Origin of the sequence: Caldibacillus sp. 210928-DFI.2.18, assembly GCF_020554505.1 — a bacterium.
GTDB classification, from domain to species: Bacteria; Bacillota; Bacilli; order Bacillales; family Caldibacillaceae; genus Caldifermentibacillus; species Caldifermentibacillus hisashii.
Genome location: NZ_JAJCHL010000065.1, coordinates 1 through 19415, shown reverse-complemented (window position 1 = coordinate 19415; position 19415 = coordinate 1). Strand labels below are relative to the sequence as shown.

The window sequence follows — 19415 nt, the reverse complement described above, 5'->3', positions numbered from 1 at the left end:
ACGCTCTTTTTGGGCGACGAGACCTATTCTCGTCACCATTTTGAGGCGAAAAACTCCCTTTTTTGGCGACGAGACCAATTCTCGTCACCATTTTGAAGCCAAAAACGCTCTTTTTGGGCGACGAGACCTATTCTCGTCGTCATTTTGAGCCGAGAAACTTCATTTTTTGATGACGGGACCTATTCTCGTCACCATTTTGAGGCGAAAAACTCCCTTTTTTGGCGACGAGACCAATTCTCGTCACCATTTTGAAGCCAAAAACGCTCTTTTTGGGCGACGAGACCTATTCTCGTCGTCATTTTGAGCCGAGAAACTTCATTTTTTGATGACGGGACCTATTCTCGTCACCATTTTGAGGCGAAAAACTCCCTTTTTTGGCGACGAGACCCTTTCTCGTCGTCATTTTGAAGCCGAAAACGCTCTTTTTGGGCAACGAGACCTATTCTCCTCAACATTTCGAGGCGAAATACTCCCTTTTTTGACGACGAAACTCAATCTCGTCACCGACTTTGGACGAAAAACTCCTTTTTTTGGCGACATAATTGAATACCCACCGGACGTCTTTAGGATGCAAAATTCTAGTATATCAGTTTTTCAGTAACTTTGACCTATGATAAATATTAAATCATCTTAAAAAAATAAAACTGCCCAGATGGACAGTTTTATTTTTTATAGCTCTCAAATATCTCTTTTACCGCATTTACCACAATTTTTCCTTCTCCTTGGATACTTTCCATCATCATGGCGACAAGTAAATCTTGTGTATCGGTATTATAGGCAACAAACCAGCCATTTTCCTGCGCTTGTTCTCCTTGAGTTGTTTTACCGACTTCAGCAGTTCCTGTTTTTCCGGCGAGCGGTAAACCATCCATATTAGCAAGATGTCCTGTTCCTCTTGGGTTGGCCACAACTTCACGTAAATCTTCAGCAATTGTCTTTACTGTATTGGTCGATATTACACTTTTTTTCCAAACTTGAGACGGTTCTTCCTCATTTACTAGGATTGGTTTGATCATATTCCCGTCATTAATAAAAGCGGTATAACCAGCTGCCAAATGGACGACATTGGTTTGGACTTCCCCTTGACCATAACCGGAGTCTGCTAATAAAACATCACCATTTAATTTGCCGTCATTAGAAATTTGCGATGCTTTTAACGGATAGGTAAAAGGAATTTCTTCATCAAACCCAAATTTTTTCAGTCCGTCGATAAACGAATCCGCTCCAATATCCAATGCCGTTTGTGCGAAATAAATATTATCCGAAAATACAAGTGCATCCTTTAAATTCACAGGTCTCCCCGGGTCGGTTACCCGAGTGACAAAATAACCGCCCCACGATGAATCTTTCTGCCATTGTTTAGACGTGATGTTCCTCGTTTGATCAGCTGTAATCTTATTCGTTTCGAGGCCAATTGCGGCGGTAAACGGCTTCATAACCGAACCCGGTGTTTGCGGATAAACGAAGCGATTTAACAATGGCTGTAACGGATTTTCTTCTATTGTTTTTCTTTGACTTGAAGATAAAAACATATATTCATTTGGATTAAATGATGGGCTTGAAACCATCGCCAGCATTTCACCCGTTTTTGGGTTCATCGCAACGGATGTTCCTGCTTTGCCGTTAAATTTTGCCATAATCTCCTGTTGTAATGTACTGTCTATTGTTAATTGGATGTTTTTCCCGTTTTTCACCGGTTTTTCAGCTATTGTTGCAGTTGTACCATCCGGTTTTTTTAAATAGATCGAAGCGCCATTTTCACCTTTTAGTTGTTTTTCAAAGAGCTGTTCCAAGCCCCTTTTTCCAATAATATCCCCCGGTGCGTATCCTTTATTTTTTTCAATATCCTCTGCCGTTACTCCATCAACATAGCCAATTAAATGAGCTGCTGCTTCTCCTAAAGGATAGACTCTTGATTCTACTTTATTTACTGTTACAGCAGGAATGTTTTCCAGTTGAGTAACTACATCCGTTTGTGTATTAGGAATCTTTTTTATTGGTACAAAATAGTCAGGTTGAACCCAACTCGCATTTAAAGCCTTGTCAATGGATTCAACAGATATGCCAAGTATGGAGGCTACCTGGGATTTAATCTCCCCATCTTTTCCTTCCATTTGTCCCGGAATAATACCAACTTCATAAGCTCCTCCATTTATAGCTAATCCGTTTCCATTCCTGTCCAGAATTTCACCTCGAGCTGCTTTTGTCGTCTTTAATCCGACTCGATCTTCCGGTTCCATTCCAGCAAAAATAAATCCTGTATTCCAATTGACTTGCCAAGTCACTTTATCTTCTTTTTCAACTTTTACAAGCTTGGCTTTTTGTTCAAATTCTACAGGACCGGCTAACGTATTCATGGTAACTTTAAATGGGATGGTGGCAGTTTTTGCATCCGGATCAATTTTATCTTTTGGCTTTTCAAAATCAATTTTTAAATCCTTTACTTCCAAATCACCATAAATTTTTTTATAACGTTCAACAAATTCATCTTTTTTCATTATTTTCTTTGCTTCCGGCGTATGCATCTCGTACATCTTGGTGAAATTTTGATTACTCCAGTATTTTACATAAGTTGTAAAAACATCTGATGGTTGAGCGTCTTCACTTTTACACCCCGTTAAGATAATGAGGAAAAATAAACAAAGTAGTCGAAGTATTCGTTTATGATTCAAATCAATTCATCCCTTTCTAAATAAACTCTCTTTATAATCATATTTCATCTTTATTACTATATTATCAATTTCGTTTAGGGATAATTTAGATAACAGATTGGGAAAAGATTATGAATAAATCTCATAGCCAAAATTGACCATTAAGAAATTTATAATTGATATAAATTTGTTGAGTGGTATTATCTTTTATATTATAACATTTCTTACGGTTTTCACCGATATTTTTTACATTCGATTCACATAGTTAAACAACCACAGTAACATCCACTGTGGTTGTAGGTAAAGGAAAGATAATTTTGCCATTTCTACTTGTTATCGACACCCTTAACTTCAATCATTCCGGCATCATCTGTTCCATTTCTTTTAGTGCAGCATTGAGTAATGGTAATTGTTGAACAGGGAGAAGTTGAATGTTTAGTTTTTTTGCAATTGGATTAAGTAACCTAGCCATCTCCTCTTTCACCCAAATTTCTCTTGGAATTGCTTTTATTCTTTTCACTAATTCAACTAATTCTTTCTGAACGGTTTCAGTAATATCGCCATCTTTTCCAATCATGTTGTAATAGACAATCAACTGATTTTTCCGCTCCACTGAAAGAATGACTCTGGGTAAATACGGACGTTCATCTGGTTCATCCTGTGTAGGAAAATTAATGTATTCACAATCAAATTCAAGCGGCGTATTGTATCTTTTAAGCGAATGTTTCAAATGCTGCAGTTCGAGTTCATTAACATATAATGGAATTTCATCTTTTTTCGTTACATCATTTGAAGCAGCATCATATTCTTCTTTATCAAAGGTGTATAACATATATGATCTTCCTGCAAGATTATCTTGATCCATATTCTTTGTATATTGACTAGCAAAGATAACTTCATCTAAAATGAACGACAACAACTGAACTTCTTCCCCATCCAGAAACCATGGATAATACCCCGGTTTAAAACTTCGAAACATGGGCCACTGATTTTTCCCACGATAGGACCGACCATGTTCTTTTAGAAGTTGATAATCTTCATCCTCCAATTCGCCCCGATCAACCAAATTTAAAGTCAAACTATTTTGTTTAAAATATTCCTTTTCATCATTTATGTTCCCTGTCATAAGCCGGTTCAAATATGTATAACCTTCTTCACCAATAAAAGCGACAAGACCAAATTCCATCCCAGCCCCTCCCATTACAGAGCAATAAATTAATTCCTCTGTTTCGGGATCTTTGACGACAATAATCTGATCATCATCCATCCATTTCCATGGTTGTAGTTTTTTAAATTCCTCTGCCAAATCGAGTAATTCAGACCAATCATCATCGTAATTTTCAAAGGATTGCGGCAGCCAGTTCTCAAATTCGTTTGCTAAAGATTGATTGATTTCATTCATTAATGATTTTCCGTCAATCTCTTTTATTACAACATCATCAAATATAGACTCCCCACGGCTATCTTCTTCAGGAGCCAATCGCATTACTTTTGTACATCTGGGGTAAAATATGTCGTTTTCTTCAGGAATTATTTTCTCTAAAACAATGTCATGTTCCCAATTATCGCCGAAATCATAAACGTACAAAACACGATCTTTTTCATTTTGAAATATTTCTTTTAAAATTACTTTTTTCTCATCATAATCATAACCAAAACCAAAACTAAAAACTTGATTTTTTTCCTGATTCATTGGACCAATTGTAATTAAATGATTAGTCGATGTACCAGCCGATCTTTTTATATCGAAGGAATGTAAATGATAGTCCTCCCAATCGAAGGAATTTTGGATAATCCTATGTAAGTCATAAAATGTCATGGAATCTCTTACTTCTACTCTCCGCCAAATGGGAGGTTTGATATATTTCAATGTAATTTTTAGTTGATAGATCATATACTCAACACCCTTTTGAGTTAAATTTTATATTTTTTCACCGATTAAAATAATTTTATACGTACATTATAGCAAAATTATTGGGGAATGGGGATAGGTTTTAAGTCAATAAAAAATTAATGAAATACGTGTACTTGTCCAGGTACGTTGAGATAAACCTATTAGACTAATTAGGTATGGTGTCAGGAAAGTAACCTAACCTCATTGAAATTTTACATTACTCTAGCGGCCGCGAACCGGTTCATCATCCCAGTTTTTGACATTAAGAGAAGGTTCTTGTTGTTTTGTAGTCATCATATCTAATTAAATGTTAAAATCCTATAGTGGAAAATGAGGAAAGGTACTTGACCTAATTTTTGACATTGGGGCAAAGGTTTCTCTCTTTTGTCAAAAGAAAACTCGGCGATTGCCGAGCCTTTAGGCGAGAACAGAACCGTAGTTCAGCGAAAAAACATTTTCGCTTGCGAGGTAATGCTACCGAAGTCTTTCAGTGCACTTATGCGTTAGGAAAGTAGAAATCGAAAAATTTATACTTTCCTGGCTAAAAAAACCTTCCACCGAGCGATTCGGGGAAGGCATTTTTATTTTTTTATTCCTCAATATCCAACCATTTAAATTCATAAGCAGAAACTACCGGTTTATTTGGTTCACCCGTTAGTTTCGGATTGACGAGTTCAGCCCGTGCATTTTGATAAATTGGGGCAATGGCGGCATCATCAAATAAGATTTTTTCTGCTTTCACAAAGTTTTTATAACGTGCTTCATTGTCTGTTGCTAGCGTTGTTGAAGTTTCCGAAATTAATTGATCATATTCCGCATTGGAGTAACCCATTTTGTTATTACCACTATCAGTTGTGAACAGACTCATAAATGTATATGGATCTTCAAAATCCGGACCCCATCTGGAAACTTCCATTTGGTAATCGCCTGCGTCTTCCAAGTCAAGCCGTTGTTCTTTCGGTACTTGTTTTATAGTAACTGTCAATCCCGGTAAGTTTGTTTCCAATTGGTTGGCGATATACTCAACGATAGATTTCGTTGCCTCATCATCATCTGCTAGTAACTCAAGTTCAACTTTATCTTTTCCAATTTCCGATAGACCTTTTTTCCAATACTCTTGGGCCTTTGTTTTATCAAAAGTAACAAGATCACCGCTTACCTTACGAAAATCTTCTCGTGACTCAGGCATGGAAACAAATCCGGTTGGAACTAGTCCGTTTGCAGCAATCGAACCATCATTTAAAATTTCAAGAACAATCGCTTCTTTGTCAAATGCACGACTAATAGCAGCCCGAATATTCTTGTTTGCCAATGCATCATTTGCTTTTTGATTGAATTTAATAAAATATACAAAGGTATTTGGTATGGTTACAAAATCATCGTTGCCGGAATATTGGTCAACCAAATCAGAAGTTAAATTTACGCGATCGACACTGCCTTCTTCATATAAGTTGGCTGCCGTTTGTGGGGCTTTCACCACATCAAAGTGAATTTTATCCATCTGTACAGTGTCAGCATCCCAATAATTGTCGTTCTTTACCAATTCCCATGAATCACTAGTACTTGTCCAGTTTGTTAATTTATAAGGACCACTTGCCAATAATGTATCCGAACTTGTCGCAAATTTATTGCCTTGTTCTTCTACAAATTTTTGGTTCAATGGGAATAGCGTACCAAAGGAAGTTAAGTTTTCAAAATAAGGTGTCGGGTTTTCCAGTTCTACAACTAATGTAAAGTCATCTTCCGCACGTACACCTAATTGATCGGGGGACATTTCTCCATTGCTGATGGCAGTGGCGTTTTTGATAACATTATTCATTAAGTATGGACCATATTCGGATCCAGTCGCAGGATCAATGGCACGTCTCCAAGCATAAACAAAGTCATTTGCTGTAATCGGGTCACCATTTTCCCACTTGGCATTTTTGCGGATTTTAAACGTCCAAGTTAAACCATCTGCACTGACTTTATGATCTGTCGCCAATTCCGGAACAAGTTTTCCATCTAAATTTAATCGATACAAACCGCCCATTGTACTTCTTAAGAATGCAAATGAAGATTCATCTGTTGCAAGGGCTGGATCCATCGTAGGAATGTTTTCTTTGTTTACAAAATTGACGGATTTTTCGCTGCTAGCCTTATCTTGTTTTGTACTGGGGGAATTTTCCTCTCCACCGGATGTACAAGCACCTAAAAATATAATAATGAATCCGATTGATAATAACATGAATAAACGTTTCAATCTCATTGATGCACCTCTATGTTTAATTATTCCTATCTATATAGTTGGATTTAATTGTTATTATAACGCTATAATTTTCTTTAGTAAAGAGATGAAGCGAATTTTTTAATAGGAATAGAATTCATAATAATAGAAACTCTATTATGTATTTTATAAATCTGGTAGTACCCATATATCTTCCATTCGGCGATCACAAATGCTTTAGGTGAACCAACAAACGGCAACAGGTTTCACTGCTAATGTTTAGGATGACTAATAGTGTTAAAAATGTTATATTCGGAATAAGTTTTTACTTATATTAAATTCAGTTTCATGGGAGGATGAATCATGACGAAACATAAGATATATACAATGAGTGTTGCAAGTGTGTATCCCCATTATATTGCGAAAGCTGAGAAAAAAGGTCGTACAAAGTCAGAAGTTAATGAAATTATTTGTTGGTTGACAGGATATAGCCAGGAACAGTTAGAAGAACAACTGGAAAAACAGACTGATTTTGAAACCTTTTTTGCAGAAGCTCCGCAATTGAATCCTGCACGAACTTTAATTAAAGGTGTAATCTGTGGCGTTCGAGTGGAGGAAATAGAGGAACCAACAATGCGAGAAATTCGTTACTTAGACAAGCTAATCGATGAGTTAGCAAAAGGGAAATCAATGGAAAAAATTTTACGTAAATAATGTTGAACGATAAAATTATGGTACTAATCTTAATTATATCGGACGCAAGCGGGCAGCACGTCCACCACCTATCTTTTTTGTAATCTCGTGGGGTCTTACTGCCCGTTAAGGTGGGCTAAAAAGCGACTTCCTTTTTAACAATCGTAAAACCATTAACTATTTAAAACAAAATAAAAATTTCTAGTCCTAATTAGTTGAGATGCTCAAATTGACAAATCAACTGAGAAAAATTTAGGAAGTTCTTTTTCATGCTTATCGAGCATAATCTGTTCTGGCTTGATGCCTTGCTCACAAAGTACTTGAATGTTCTGCACAAGGAACTCGTCGCTACCTACAACATAGAAGAACCCTTCCTTGTCTTCAGCAAAATTTTTCACTTTTTCATAATAGTCTTTACGGTTATCGACGAACTGTGCCGTGAAATTCTTGTCAGGAGCGGATGTAAAAATATTTGTGAATAAAAAGTCCTTTGTTGAATCAATGTTCAGGGAATGAATTTGATTAACATTGTCAGCACATTTGAAATATTCAAGTACAAGCGGTCTGAAAGTTGCCAAGCCAACACCTGATGACAACAGGTATACATTTTTATCTTCCCTTTTAAGCGGCACATTTGTATGAGTTTTAAATATGGCAACTTCACTGCCTACATCAAGATTTCCTAAAATAGTTTTAAACTCAGAACAGGGCTTTCTGAATCGTGTTGTAATACCAATTGCACCTTCAGACGTTAAAGTCGAAATGGACATATGACGGACGAGACTGCGGTTTGGTTTATCACCAGCATTGAAACCTTCCAGTCCGAGGTGCGTGTGTGAACCTTCCTCCCATGTAAAATCTTCCGGAACGTCGAGCAAGTACGTTTTTACCTCGGGTGTTTCCTCAATAATTTTATTTATTTTCGTCCAATAAATTTGCATGGTATATTCTCCTTACTTAATTAATGTGTTATTAACAAATATACTATAATTGATAACAATTATCACTTAAAAAGTGGATCGTTTCAGAAAATGATCTGGTTAACTTTACTAATAATGTATTTAAATATTCCTTTTCCTTTAGGTACAAATCCTTTCATAATTTGGCTTTTCTCCGGTTAAGTAGTTTCAGTTAGTTATACTCTCGTTTGTTTGGAAAATAATTTTTTATATGTTGTTATATAAGATTAATCGAATAAAGTTGAATGGGCCAAATCCCAGTTTTCCAGCCGGATCTTCAATATAGCATCAGTTAGTTCAATATTTTTATCAATTCAATTTCGTCTCTGATTGGGATACCATCATTGCCCATTAACGGAATCTCTGGTTTTATCTCCCTTGCTTTCTCCACTGCATTAAGAAAAATTTGGGACAAAATAAAGCCCCGTTTTTGATAAAACTTTAATGCTCGTAAGTTATCGTTTGTTGTAACCAGTTTAAGTAGTTTACACTTTTCCTTCAACGCTAGCTTTTCTACCTCTCGAACTAATGAGGTACCGATGCCTTTCCCTTCCTCTATGCTATCTAAGGAAATAATTTCACATTCGTTATCTTTCATAATGTAAGTAATTAAGCCAATGATTTCATCTTCACCATTTACAACAGCAAAACCATCTAACTTACTGCAATCATAAACCCCACTGGAAATAACCATTTCTGAACTACCCCAATGCAACTTGAAAAAATCTATAATTTTATTTTTCGGCAAATCATCAGTTGTGTACATTTTCATAATAAACCACCTCTTTGCCTTTATTTTACTAATAATGACTGGAATTTGGCTACAAGTCTCCCTTAAAACTCCTTATATTGAGATTTTCAGAAGAACTTCCCAGCCGTCCCTTTAATACCGTTTTTCACCATAGGTCTGAATGATAAAGTAAAACAGCACCCACAATGATAAAACAAATAAATAAATCAAAAAAGAATAATAGGTGTTATATCCATTCTGATAGTGAAAGATCCCCAAGAACACAAATAGCCGCTCAAACGCAACACTTACAAATGCCCAAATCAAAATATACAATAATGTAAAACGAGGCTTTATGCGAAAGAGGTTCAAGAGATAAAAGAATAAATAGCTGTATGGTGCATACACGGCATGTGATAAAAAATCCATAAATTCAAAGGAAGAGCTGTCATTGATTTCATAATAACTAACCGGGAGCACACTTAATGTATGATCGTGTAAAAATCCAAAAAACATGCAACACAGGAGGTACAGGCAGGTGTTCTTTTTCGTAAAGCGCTTTGGCAGCAAAAACACGACTACAATTCCAAAGATAAGCGAAATGATAATACTCCACTCGTTCGTATTAAAATCGTGGTGAAAAAATTCACTCATGTTTTTTTATTCTCCTTTGTCCAACCCAATAAACCATCGGCCGATCTATAGTGTTAGAAGAATAAACACTCCATACATAAGGGCAGAAGAAAATTGATTCCATCTTCGGTACGTTAAGAGATCTGCCCACAAATAAATCCGGTCGGCCAAGCAAAGAAAAATTAAGATAAGTGCAGTTAATACACTCCGCCATTTCGCTTTCAAATTAGAATTGAGTACACATACGGCCAAAAGAATCGGTAAAGGTATCACAATTGAACGTGAAATATACATGGCAAAAGAACCTTCCACTTTTCTGGTGAGCGGAACCCATTGAAAATTGACATCAAGAATGGTGAATAGGGTAATCGTTATTATTTCAATTAGGAAGTATAAAAAAAACATTTCAGTAACAGTTAACCCTTTGGGAACGAGAACGAATACAATCAGAACGAACCAAGCTAACAATGCCAGAATTGCGAGGGACATGGCAATCATCATCCTTATAAAAAAGTTGATATATTTGTATGATTCCCTAAAAACCATGATAAAATTTACCATGTACAGTCATTATTGTTAAACATAACGCCATTTCCATTCAAAACTATCCTATAAAAGATTTCAAAATTTTGACTTCCCTGTTCGTATAATAATCTCTACAAAAAAAGAGCATATCTCCTACTTGTAAGATAGCACCCTTTCGTTTAAAAATATCTATATTGTTTTTAGATGAGATGAGTATTCCCTCAGCTCCGCTGGTTCAAGAGAAACGTCTTTGTTCCTTCAATCTTCGCATTTGGTATAAGATTATCCATATCTTTTACATATTTTGATTTGGCTAACGATCCAGTTTCATTTTTAACCCCTCGTGAGTTGATTGAAATCCTAAACGTTCATAAAAACGTAATGCGTCGACTCTTTGTTTATCGGTTGTTAGTTGAATTAAATGACAACCGCGCTCTTGTGCTCGGTGAATTGCCCATTTGATAAGTTCAGTTCCTACTCCTTTACCTCGAACAGATGAGGCTGTTCGGACCCCTTCAATAGTTGCTCTCCATTCGCCCTGGTGTGTAATGTATGGAGTGAATGTGATTTGCTGCACACCAATCACTTCATTCCCTTGACAAGCAACGATTAACTCATTATTAGGGTCGGCTGTGATCGCTCGAAATGCTTTGATATAACTTTCTGGAAGTGGTTGTTCATAACGCTCACGCATTCTCCCTAATTCATCATCAGCAAGCATTTCTACAATTCTATCTAAATCTTGCTCAGTAGCTATTCTAAACTTGAGTTTTTTTTCCATAAATTCCTCTCCTTTGTTAACGAACACCCAACTTAACTTAATTATCTCGGTGTATTTCAAGAATTTCCTTTCGATAATCTTCAGACTTCCCTCTTGGTATGCTGAGTGTCTTCCATTCATTATTCCTTAGCTGTTTTCCAATATAAACAATCTGTCCGACATGATACGCATAATGGGCTATTTGAAAAACGGTGTTGAATGATGGGGGCAACCAGGTGCAACTCTAACAGAAAGTAAGCGCCTGTTCACCTTCATAGATTTCTTAATGCTCTCGGCGTACTTTTCTTCTGCTTTCCACCAAGGGATGATTTCGGTTAAACAACCCCATCGATTATCTTTATTCAACTTTCCACTAAAAAGGGGGAAGAATTCATCAGTAAATGTAAGTCGATTTTGGCTTTTTGAAACATCATAATAACCTTCAAGTACTAGGCTTTTCCAAATTTCTTAATAAATGTAAATCTTTAGGTATCAGGGGGTTCGTTTACAAAGTCTAATATCCCAAATTATAAAATAATCTTTTATCATCAAATTTTAAAATTGAACTATCTTTTGATAGTCCGATGTATAAAACAACTTGAACTCCCATAATTACTCAATTATTAATAGATCATAATCTAACTTTTGATTTTTTATTGCCTTTCTCATTTTTTCTAATGCTCTAGATTCAATCTGGCGAATTCTTTCTCTTGTTAAATTGTAAATCTGTCCGATTTCCTCTAAAGTCTTAGGCTGCCCATCTATAAAACCAAACCGAAATAATAAGACTTCCCTTTCCCTTTCTTTTAATGAATCCATCAGTTTTATTAAGGTATGATTTCGATCTCTTTTCATGACTAGAACTTCTGGATCGAGAAGGTCTTCACTTACTTCGTATATATCTAAATAATGATTTGTTTCGATGAAATCCATTAAAGTTGAATCTTCATCTTCTTGGGATACGACACTATCTAAGGAGGCTAAATGTAGAAAACGGTAATCAACCTTTTTCACTTCTTTGTATTGCTCCAAGTCCATATCCAGTTGACTAACAACCCACTCTGTATCGATACGATTAAACTTTAAAATAGACTGTCGTTCAACATTTAATACTTTATTGATCGTTTCATACATATGCACAGGGATACGCACCGTATAACCTTTATCAACGATGGCTCTTGTAATTTTTTGACGTATCCACCAAGTTGCATATGTTGAAAATTGATATCCCTTATCCGGTTCAAATTTATTAACTGCTATCATTAATCCGAATATTCCTTCATGAACTAAATCATCAAACTCCATTTTATGGCCAAATTTTCTTGAATACCCATATGCAATTTTTTCAACTAATCTCATATTTTTTTGAATAATTACATCAAGCTTATCAATTTTTTTATCCTTTTGAAACTCCGCAATCATCCACGAATTATCCCTAAACGTACCTTCTACGGTTTTAAGAGCTTGAATCTTATCCTTATTCCTTTCAAGATACATGTTTGGATCAAAATCATCGTCATCTTCATCTATTACAGCCATTGAAATTTTTTTATTTTCATTCATCTTGTTAACATGTTTAAGAAAATCTGTCTGTTTCATTTCCTTTAAATAAATGTTTGTATAACCCGTTTCAATTAAATAAGTTTCCAGTACACTAATCGGTATCTCCATTTTAAATTGTTTAACTAATTCAGCTTTTAATTTTCGTATATAAATAGGATCACTCTTTTTATAATTTAATAGAATTTGGTTTAATTGTGGAATGAAATCTATCCTTTTCACGGAATCACATCCTATTGCATGATCTTTAAATATATTTTAATATTAATTTAGAGAATTGAAAACGGTTAATGAGAGGAATGTTAAAATGTATAAAAGTATTCAATCAGTTCTGGATGTGAGACTTCAAGGAATAAATACTTTCAAAAAAACTATTATAGTTTTAAAGGGATTTCCTATGCACGGACTTGAAATAGTTAAGTTTCCAAAACTTTTCGAAACCCCTCTTAACATCGAAATATTAAATTTAGAAGATAAGAAGCAACAAATGATGGTTGAGGCTGTGCAAAAATTAACAGCATCCGAAAATATTTTCTGGTGTACATATGAAGAATTTATTGCTGTTTCTCGTGCCGCTTTGGAAAACTTTTATGACATTAAGATTTATTATAACAACTTATATTACCTTAGTTTTCCACTTATATATCAGATTCAAAACTTAGAAGAGGTCTATGAAAAATATTATGAAAATATGGAAGATCACTATTTAATCCCTGAAAACGTCGAACTGCTGACCAAATATTACGGAAATATGACCCGTACAAAAAACGGAATCTATTTTGTTTCCTACTCACAAAAAGAAGATGATGAAGAACCATTTTATAACACTGCCATTATTCCATTAGATTTTCCTAGAATAAATTATGCTGAACAGTATTTTGAATTATCCGAGGACGAAACTGATTTTCTTGAATTATTGGATCAGGCAAACACTCAAAATCAATTAACAATTACGTGGAAAGGTGATCTAAAACAGTTTCCGCAACATCGCTATTTAGAAAGGTTATCGGTATTGAAATATTTATTGCCTTCCCTGAAAATCTACCGTAAAGATCAAGAAGTTCAAAACACTCCGCTAGAAAAAGAGAAAGAATATATTGAAATTCTAAAAAAGTATTGGGACTATCAGAATTTTCGATATCTAAAAATGTATAAAAATGTCGATGATGTCGTTAACCCGAAAGAAGTTATGTATTTATCTCAATCTCAAATTATTCATGACATTGTTCTACAGGCTAATGCTGCTTTAGAAGGCAAGGATTTCCGGGATATTTTCGTCACATCGCCAACTGGTGCTGGAAAATCAATCATGTTCCAAATTCCAGCGGTTTACTTAGCAGAAAAATATAAAGAAAACAAACCATTAACGATTGTTATTTCGCCGCTCATTGGTTTGATGAATGATCAAGTTTACAATTTACAAAACAAGGATATTACTTTTTCAGCCACTATCAATTCCGAGATCTCACCAGTGGAAAAAATGAATATTATTACAAAAATCCAAAACGGAGAGATTAGCATTTTATACGTCTCGCCAGAAACACTGTTAAGCCGATCAGATATTAAGATGTTAATTGGAGATAGAAAAGTCGGTTTATTAGTGATTGACGAAGCTCATATTGTTACAACCTGGGGAAAATCATTCCGGTCTGATTATTGGTATTTAGGGAATTACATTCAGAAACTTCGTAAAAAAATGAAGTTCCCAATTGCAACTTTTACTGCAACTGCCATTTATGGTGGTGTAGAGGATATGTACTCGGAAACTAGAGACAGCCTATATATGGTGAACCCGATTAGCTATTTTGGCTATGTTAAACGTGATGATTTGGAAGTGAAAATTAAAAAGATTAATAATGAGGGAAAAGGAGAAAGTGAATATTTAAAAGTAAAATACTTTCTCTTACATGAACGATTAAGAAGGTTCTATAAAAAAAAGAAAAAAGTTCTTGTTTACTTTCCTTTTGTCCGATTTATCCGTGACTTTATAAATTATTTAGAACGAGAAGCAGATCAAACATTAGTAAATTCGGTGTCAAGTTATTATGGAAGTATGAAAAAAGAAGAAAAAAATGATGCCTTCTTGAAATTCAAGAATGGCGATACTATGATCATGCTAGCCACCAAAGCATTCGGGATGGGAATAGATATTCCAGACATCGATATTGTAATTCATTTTGCTCCTACCGGTAATGTAGCTGATTATATTCAAGAAATAGGCCGGGCTGCACGTGATGAAGAGTTATATGGAAAAGCCTATTTTGACTTTTTAGAGAAGGATTTTAATCATGTTAAACGACTCCACGGAATTAGTACGATTCGTAAAACACAGCTAATTCAAGTCATGGATAAAATTCTTAGCATCTACTCAAAGGAAAAAAATAAAAAATATGCTCGAAATTTGTTGATTAGTTCGGAAGATTTTCGTTACATTTTTGATCGCAATAAAAATTCCGACTATGACAATGATGATCTGGATAATAAATTAAAAACGGCTCTTTTAATTATCGAAAAAGATTTTATTAATAAACTAGGATACTCTCCGATCGTAGCAAGACCGAGGAGCATTTTTTCGGTTGAATACGTAAAAGTAAAGCGCAATATTGAAAAAGACTTTATAGAGACTTACAAAAATTACGTAACAAAAGTCAAGTCGCTTATTGACAATTACTACGGTGGAATTTATCGATTTGACATGAAGAGCTATTGGGAGGCTAAGTTTAAACATATGTCCTTCCCACAATTTAAATATTATTTTCATCAAAAAGACGACAGCCTAAATATGAAGTATCTGCCATTTGTAGAGTCTGTGTTTATGATTCATTTAGACCTGTTAAATAAAAAGGAATATACATTTATTAATGAATTGAATGACTTTGCAAGTAGGTTACAAAACATTTTAAGCAAGTTTATTCGTAGTGAAGAGTTCTTTATCTTAAACGACCTATCAAATGCAGTTCAAAAAACATTTAATTTATCCAAATATCAAGGAGAGTCACTGGCAAATCAAATTATTAGCAGTTTGGTTAGTTTCCAAGATACGATCCGGAAATCACGAACTCAACGCGTCAATTATATAACTGTTAGGGAATTGGGAGAAGGAGCAAAATATAAATTATTCCCTAGTGCTGATGATTTTATTCGATTTTTAGTGGCACATACTGAAAAACTGTTAAATTTGGCAGTTATAGATCCAAATAGCCAAAAGTATGAATTGTTTTTAACAAAAGTAAATAAACTGGATGTTGACAAAACGTTTATTGCCCTAGGATTATTAGAATCAATTGATTTATTATTATATGAAGTAAAAGGCGGCGATAATCCTGAAATCTTTATCCGTGTCAACTCCCAGTTACAAATAGAAAAAGTACTCCATCAAGCAGATAAATACAACAATATCATTTTAGATAATGTTTATAAACGTCATAAAATATCTGTAGCCATGTTGACCTACTTATTCGAGAATGAAGTTAACTCAGATGAATTTTGGGATTACATTGAAGACTACTTCTTAGGTAAAATTCCGAAAGAGGTTGTTGAAATGACGAAGATGAAAAAATAGAAGTGCACCCATGAACTCTGGAGTCTGACCCTCATTACATATTTTAAAGTTTTAACATAACGAGGGACCAGATCCCAGAGCTACGACATCATTTCTAATTAAGCATTAAGCGTTAGTGGCCTACCTTTGAGTCTGTGACGAGGGAAACTTGGGCCACCCCTTTCTATTTAATTTATAGAATTGACCGGAAACCACGTTCTTTAATCCATCCAAAGTCGGAGTTCACCAAATTTTAGGTTTTTCTCCTTTGAATCAGTTTATTAGGGATTGTTTCAATATCATTGACTTTTTCCTTCGCCTAAAAACTTCCTATTCATGGCTCTCTTTTAAAGTTACTAGCAAGGCCGTTACTTGCCCTTTAGACTTTGGTAGGCGTATTAAGGACATTAACATGAGAGTTAAAAAAGCAATCGTGCCTATTGACATTGACATAGAATACTCCACCTTTTAGAACAAGATGTGCATACTTTTTTAATATTATAAAATATTTAATATACTTGTTTTATTCCTAAATTTTTTACTAGAGCGAGATATTTGTGTATTCTCGAAAAGTGCCCCTTGTACTTGGACTTGAGTTTTCCGGAATTGTAACCGAAATTGGCACCGGTGTAACCAATGTAAAAGTAGGTGATCGAGTTGCCGTAGAACCAATTCTTTATTGCGGTCATTGTGAATTTTGCTTGCGAGGCGACTACAATCTTTGCAAATATACAAATGCCGGTTTCATTGGATTAAGTGATGACGGTGGTTTTGCAGAATATGTGGTAACAGATGTATTTCGTGTACATAAATTGCCGGATAATTTGACACTTGAAGAAGGCGCACTTGTTGAACCGACAGCTGTTGCTATCCATGCCGTTCGCAAAAGTGGGTTACGGGTAGGTCAAACATCAGCCATATTCGGTGCCGGACCGATTGATTGGCTTACTAACACTCCTTGTTGCAAAAAGAGCAGGTGCTACAGAAACATTTGTTGTCGATGTTTCCCCTGAACGATTGGAAAAAGCAAAATCGTTGGGTGTCACATATGTAATTAACCCAGTAGAAGAAAATGCGGTAATAATCATTGCAAAAAAAATAATCAAAAAATCACAAACATTAAAAAAGGAGCATAATCTTTTCTATACGAAGGACTGCAGGTGGAAGTAAATAAAATTTTTTTAGAACTTGAAAGAATTGAGTTTCTTGGTAGAGAAACCTACTGTTGGAAGCTATAATCAGTTTCAAAAGGTATCGGCTCTTTTAACGAAGGACTCCCCTAACTTGCTGGACGATTATGAAGGGGATTCCTTTTTTTGTTGAAGGAATTCGCATTTTTTCTTATTTTTCCAAGCCCTCTTGAAACTTACTATATGCCTTTCCATTAATAAATTTTACTCCAATCAAATCTGTTCCATATTGTTGTGGTCTTGTATATCGCCACCAATTAGCTTCCAATTCCGAACTTCCATCCCCATTTTTTATTTCAGATTCAAATTGTGGGGAAATATCACCCATTAGGGACAATACTTCCTCATAAGTCATACCCCCTTCACCGGTTTTTGGGTCACCAATTCGAATCTTTTCGAAATTTTCTAAAGTTACATGTTCATTTAACAACAATTTTTCATCGGTTTCTTCTGCAGTTTTTTTCGAGGATTGGCAACCTGTTAAAAATACACATGCAATTACGAATAAAAATGGCAACACAAAAATTTTACTTTCTACATGTTTTAACACAAATATCCCCTCCCTTTTTCATTTGTATTTACTTATAATTATTTTAAGCGATGCAGAAAATCCCCGTCTACTGGATTTTTACTTTATATTTAAAAAGGCAACTGCACCGGTTGCCTTTTCTTTCGTTTTCATTATATTTAAGTGTACCCGAACTAGTGCCACAATTTGTATAACCGCTGTATAAAATGTATATATCATACGATTTGCAACAGTTTTATTCATATCAATACATAATCATACGCCAAAATTAGTTCCCCGTACAGACTTCTAGGAAAGCCTTCCTATTATTCCAGAGTCAAATTATTCATCCTAATACTACTTACACGTTGTATTCCTTTTCAAAAAGGTTCTTCATTCAACTTAATCGGTGTAATGATACCTTGTTCCCAGTCCGACCGAGTTGCTGCATATATAATCGCATCCATAAGCGATCCATCATTATTTTCCCATGCATCCCTTAAGTATCCTTCCTTCACAAATCCGGATTTTGCTAAAGTTTTTCTCATAGGTATATTATCATAACGAGTATAAGCCTCAATTCGTATTTTCTTATCAGGAAGATTAAATATATAGTCTTTTATCCAGTTAACCGCTATGGTTCCGTAACCTTTTCCTCTCCATTTTGTTGCCAGACGGATGTCAAATAAAGGAATCGAATCCGTTATATCATCTAGAATAATCAAACCGATCTTCTCGCCATCTTTATTCATCCAAAATGTTGCCCGCTCATCCTGAAACCAGCCTTTTTGAAACGATTGAATAATTTTATATTTTGACGGATAAGGATCACGATGAAATTCCCACGTATTTTCTATAAAAAAAGCAACTAATTCTTCCAATTCATCTTTTAAAGGTGAAAAAGTCAATTCTCCCATCTAACTATCCCCTTATTTTATATTTCTTTTTAATATTTTAATTCCTTTATACCATATTTCCAACATTTTCTGCATTATAATGTTTCAGGTTGCGGAAATTACCCGCTCCACTTTTCTCCTATTTTGTCCGCAAACTCCTCCAAATCATCGAACTTCACCTTAATTTTACTCATCGCAAGGCCTCACATTTGGCTAGCAATCTACGTATCTCTTTGTTGAAGGCGTTTATGAGTTGATCGCCTTGTTGATCAATTTTATTCTCGATATGATGAATCTCAGCTGCGATTTCTTCATACTTGTTCCTTGTTTCCCCTTCCCAATGATTTGCGTAAGAGCTATCTGCGGATCGATACATTTGTAAACTGCTATCGATTCTGTTTACAGCCTGATGAACATTGGAATGGTAGCCTTCTAAAATTTCCACCATCAGTAAAAACTTCCCGCGCTGTATTTTCCTTTCAATTTCGTCTAAAAGCTCCATAATTCCTACCCCTTTAGCAAATTCTTTATAATGGAAATTTTACCAATAGGGTAAAAATATTAAAATAGTTAAAATGTCATGAAGTCTATTTGTAAATCAAAGTATAAAAGACTGGTTCATCGCAGTTTAGTATGGAAAAAAACTGTCAACAATAATACTACCAATAA

General features: G+C 35.0%; 16 protein-coding genes and 2 pseudogenes. 4 read left to right on the top strand and 14 right to left on the bottom strand.

Going from position 1 to position 19415, the window contains the following annotated elements; translation table 11 throughout:
* Window positions 1–662 precede the first annotated feature (662 nt).
* The 3 genes from LIZ98_RS12795 to LIZ98_RS12785 all read right to left on the bottom strand — a co-directional run bounded on the left by LIZ98_RS12795 (window position 663) and on the right by LIZ98_RS12785 (window position 6793).
* A complete protein-coding gene (locus LIZ98_RS12795) occupies window positions 663–2672 on the bottom strand; it encodes a penicillin-binding transpeptidase domain-containing protein (protein WP_052522552.1) in 2010 nt (669 codons plus the stop codon).
* A 334-nt stretch (window positions 2673–3006) separates the two neighbouring features.
* Window positions 3007–4545, bottom strand: coding sequence for a plasmid pRiA4b ORF-3 family protein (locus LIZ98_RS12790; RefSeq protein WP_041846105.1), 1539 nt, complete (start codon window positions 4543–4545; stop codon window positions 3007–3009).
* A 589-nt stretch (window positions 4546–5134) separates the two neighbouring features.
* On the bottom strand, window positions 5135–6793 hold the full coding sequence (locus LIZ98_RS12785) for a peptide ABC transporter substrate-binding protein (protein WP_227139841.1): 1659 nt from the start codon (window positions 6791–6793) through the stop codon (window positions 5135–5137).
* Between the two features lie 321 nt (window positions 6794–7114).
* On the opposite strand from LIZ98_RS12785, the gene LIZ98_RS12780 reads away from it, so the two are divergent.
* A complete protein-coding gene (locus tag LIZ98_RS12780; protein WP_095142408.1) occupies window positions 7115–7465 on the top strand; it encodes a DUF2200 domain-containing protein in 351 nt (116 codons plus the stop codon).
* A 203-nt stretch (window positions 7466–7668) separates the two neighbouring features.
* On the opposite strand, the gene LIZ98_RS12775 is transcribed toward LIZ98_RS12780, so the two are convergent.
* The 7 genes and pseudogenes from LIZ98_RS12775 to LIZ98_RS12745 all read right to left on the bottom strand — a co-directional run bounded on the left by LIZ98_RS12775 (window position 7669) and on the right by LIZ98_RS12745 (window position 12833).
* Entirely contained in the window at window positions 7669–8385 is a 717-nt protein-coding gene (locus tag LIZ98_RS12775) for a ferredoxin reductase domain-containing protein (RefSeq protein ID WP_227139840.1), read from the bottom strand.
* Window positions 8386–8695: 310 nt separating this feature from the next.
* On the bottom strand, window positions 8696–9175 hold the full coding sequence (locus LIZ98_RS12770; RefSeq protein WP_227139839.1) for a GNAT family N-acetyltransferase: 480 nt from the start codon (window positions 9173–9175) through the stop codon (window positions 8696–8698).
* 657 nt (window positions 9176–9832) lie between these two features.
* The gene (locus LIZ98_RS12765) at window positions 9833–10255 is read right to left on the bottom strand and encodes a hypothetical protein (RefSeq protein ID WP_227139838.1); all 423 of its coding nucleotides are present in this window, start codon (window positions 10253–10255) and stop codon (window positions 9833–9835) included.
* A 349-nt stretch (window positions 10256–10604) separates the two neighbouring features.
* A complete protein-coding gene (locus LIZ98_RS12760; protein WP_227139837.1) occupies window positions 10605–11072 on the bottom strand; it encodes a GNAT family N-acetyltransferase in 468 nt (155 codons plus the stop codon).
* 37 nt (window positions 11073–11109) lie between these two features.
* Window positions 11110–11256 (bottom strand): annotated as a pseudogene (locus LIZ98_RS12755) (DUF1572 family protein); the annotation flags it as partial.
* A 26-nt stretch (window positions 11257–11282) separates the two neighbouring features.
* Window positions 11283–11516, bottom strand: a pseudogene (locus LIZ98_RS12750) (hypothetical protein); the annotation flags it as partial.
* A gap of 147 nt (window positions 11517–11663) precedes the next feature.
* The gene (locus tag LIZ98_RS12745) at window positions 11664–12833 is read right to left on the bottom strand and encodes a sigma-70 family RNA polymerase sigma factor (RefSeq protein ID WP_227139836.1); all 1170 of its coding nucleotides are present in this window, start codon (window positions 12831–12833) and stop codon (window positions 11664–11666) included.
* Between the two features lie 175 nt (window positions 12834–13008).
* Here LIZ98_RS12745 and LIZ98_RS12740 point away from each other — a divergent pair, with 175 nt between their 5' ends.
* The 3 genes from LIZ98_RS12740 to LIZ98_RS12730 all read left to right on the top strand — a co-directional run bounded on the left by LIZ98_RS12740 (window position 13009) and on the right by LIZ98_RS12730 (window position 17322).
* A complete protein-coding gene (locus tag LIZ98_RS12740; protein ID WP_227139835.1) occupies window positions 13009–16173 on the top strand; it encodes a DEAD/DEAH box helicase in 3165 nt (1054 codons plus the stop codon).
* A gap of 536 nt (window positions 16174–16709) precedes the next feature.
* Window positions 16710–17165 carry an alcohol dehydrogenase catalytic domain-containing protein gene (locus LIZ98_RS12735; protein WP_227139834.1) on the top strand — a complete coding sequence of 152 codons (456 nt, stop codon included), beginning with the start codon at window positions 16710–16712 and terminating at the stop codon, window positions 17163–17165.
* A complete protein-coding gene (locus LIZ98_RS12730) occupies window positions 17077–17322 on the top strand; it encodes a zinc-binding dehydrogenase (RefSeq protein WP_227139833.1) in 246 nt (81 codons plus the stop codon). The genes LIZ98_RS12735 and LIZ98_RS12730 overlap by 89 nt, the downstream gene beginning before the upstream one ends.
* A 171-nt stretch (window positions 17323–17493) precedes the next feature.
* Here LIZ98_RS12730 and LIZ98_RS12725 read toward each other — a convergent pair whose 3' ends face one another.
* The 4 genes from LIZ98_RS12725 to LIZ98_RS12710 all read right to left on the bottom strand — a co-directional run bounded on the left by LIZ98_RS12725 (window position 17494) and on the right by LIZ98_RS12710 (window position 19248).
* Window positions 17494–17892 (bottom strand): hypothetical protein, encoded by a 399-nt coding sequence (locus tag LIZ98_RS12725; protein ID WP_227139832.1) that lies wholly within the window; start codon window positions 17890–17892, stop codon window positions 17494–17496.
* Window positions 17893–17970: 78 nt separating this feature from the next.
* A complete protein-coding gene (locus tag LIZ98_RS12720) occupies window positions 17971–18114 on the bottom strand; it encodes a hypothetical protein (protein WP_227203082.1) in 144 nt (47 codons plus the stop codon).
* Between the two features lie 116 nt (window positions 18115–18230).
* On the bottom strand, window positions 18231–18767 hold the full coding sequence (locus LIZ98_RS12715) for a GNAT family N-acetyltransferase (RefSeq protein WP_227139831.1): 537 nt from the start codon (window positions 18765–18767) through the stop codon (window positions 18231–18233).
* 169 nt (window positions 18768–18936) lie between these two features.
* Window positions 18937–19248: a hypothetical protein gene (locus tag LIZ98_RS12710; RefSeq protein ID WP_227139830.1), complete on the bottom strand. Its 312-nt coding sequence runs from the start codon at window positions 19246–19248 to the stop codon at window positions 18937–18939.
* Window positions 19249–19415: the final 167 nt, after the last annotated feature.

What these genes read in the sequence shown, in the direction of transcription:
- LIZ98_RS12770 (WP_227139839.1), bottom strand. Translation starts at nt 9,175, where the DNA reads ATGAAAATGTACACAACTGATGATTTGCCGAAAAATAAAATTATAGAT.
- LIZ98_RS12715 (WP_227139831.1), bottom strand. Translation starts at nt 18,767, where the DNA reads ATGGGAGAATTGACTTTTTCACCTTTAAAAGATGAATTGGAAGAATTA.
- LIZ98_RS12765 (WP_227139838.1), bottom strand. Translation starts at nt 10,255, where the DNA reads ATGTCCCTCGCAATTCTGGCATTGTTAGCTTGGTTCGTTCTGATTGTA.
- LIZ98_RS12790 (WP_041846105.1), bottom strand. Translation starts at nt 4,545, where the DNA reads ATGATCTATCAACTAAAAATTACATTGAAATATATCAAACCTCCCATT.
- LIZ98_RS12760 (WP_227139837.1), bottom strand. Translation starts at nt 11,072, where the DNA reads ATGGAAAAAAAACTCAAGTTTAGAATAGCTACTGAGCAAGATTTAGAT.
- LIZ98_RS12720 (WP_227203082.1), bottom strand. Translation starts at nt 18,114, where the DNA reads ATGAATAAAACTGTTGCAAATCGTATGATATATACATTTTATACAGCG.
- LIZ98_RS12740 (WP_227139835.1), top strand. Translation starts at nt 13,009, where the DNA reads ATGCACGGACTTGAAATAGTTAAGTTTCCAAAACTTTTCGAAACCCCT.
- LIZ98_RS12785 (WP_227139841.1), bottom strand. Translation starts at nt 6,793, where the DNA reads ATGAGATTGAAACGTTTATTCATGTTATTATCAATCGGATTCATTATT.
- LIZ98_RS12710 (WP_227139830.1), bottom strand. Translation starts at nt 19,248, where the DNA reads ATGGAGCTTTTAGACGAAATTGAAAGGAAAATACAGCGCGGGAAGTTT.
- LIZ98_RS12775 (WP_227139840.1), bottom strand. Translation starts at nt 8,385, where the DNA reads ATGCAAATTTATTGGACGAAAATAAATAAAATTATTGAGGAAACACCC.
- LIZ98_RS12780 (WP_095142408.1), top strand. Translation starts at nt 7,115, where the DNA reads ATGACGAAACATAAGATATATACAATGAGTGTTGCAAGTGTGTATCCC.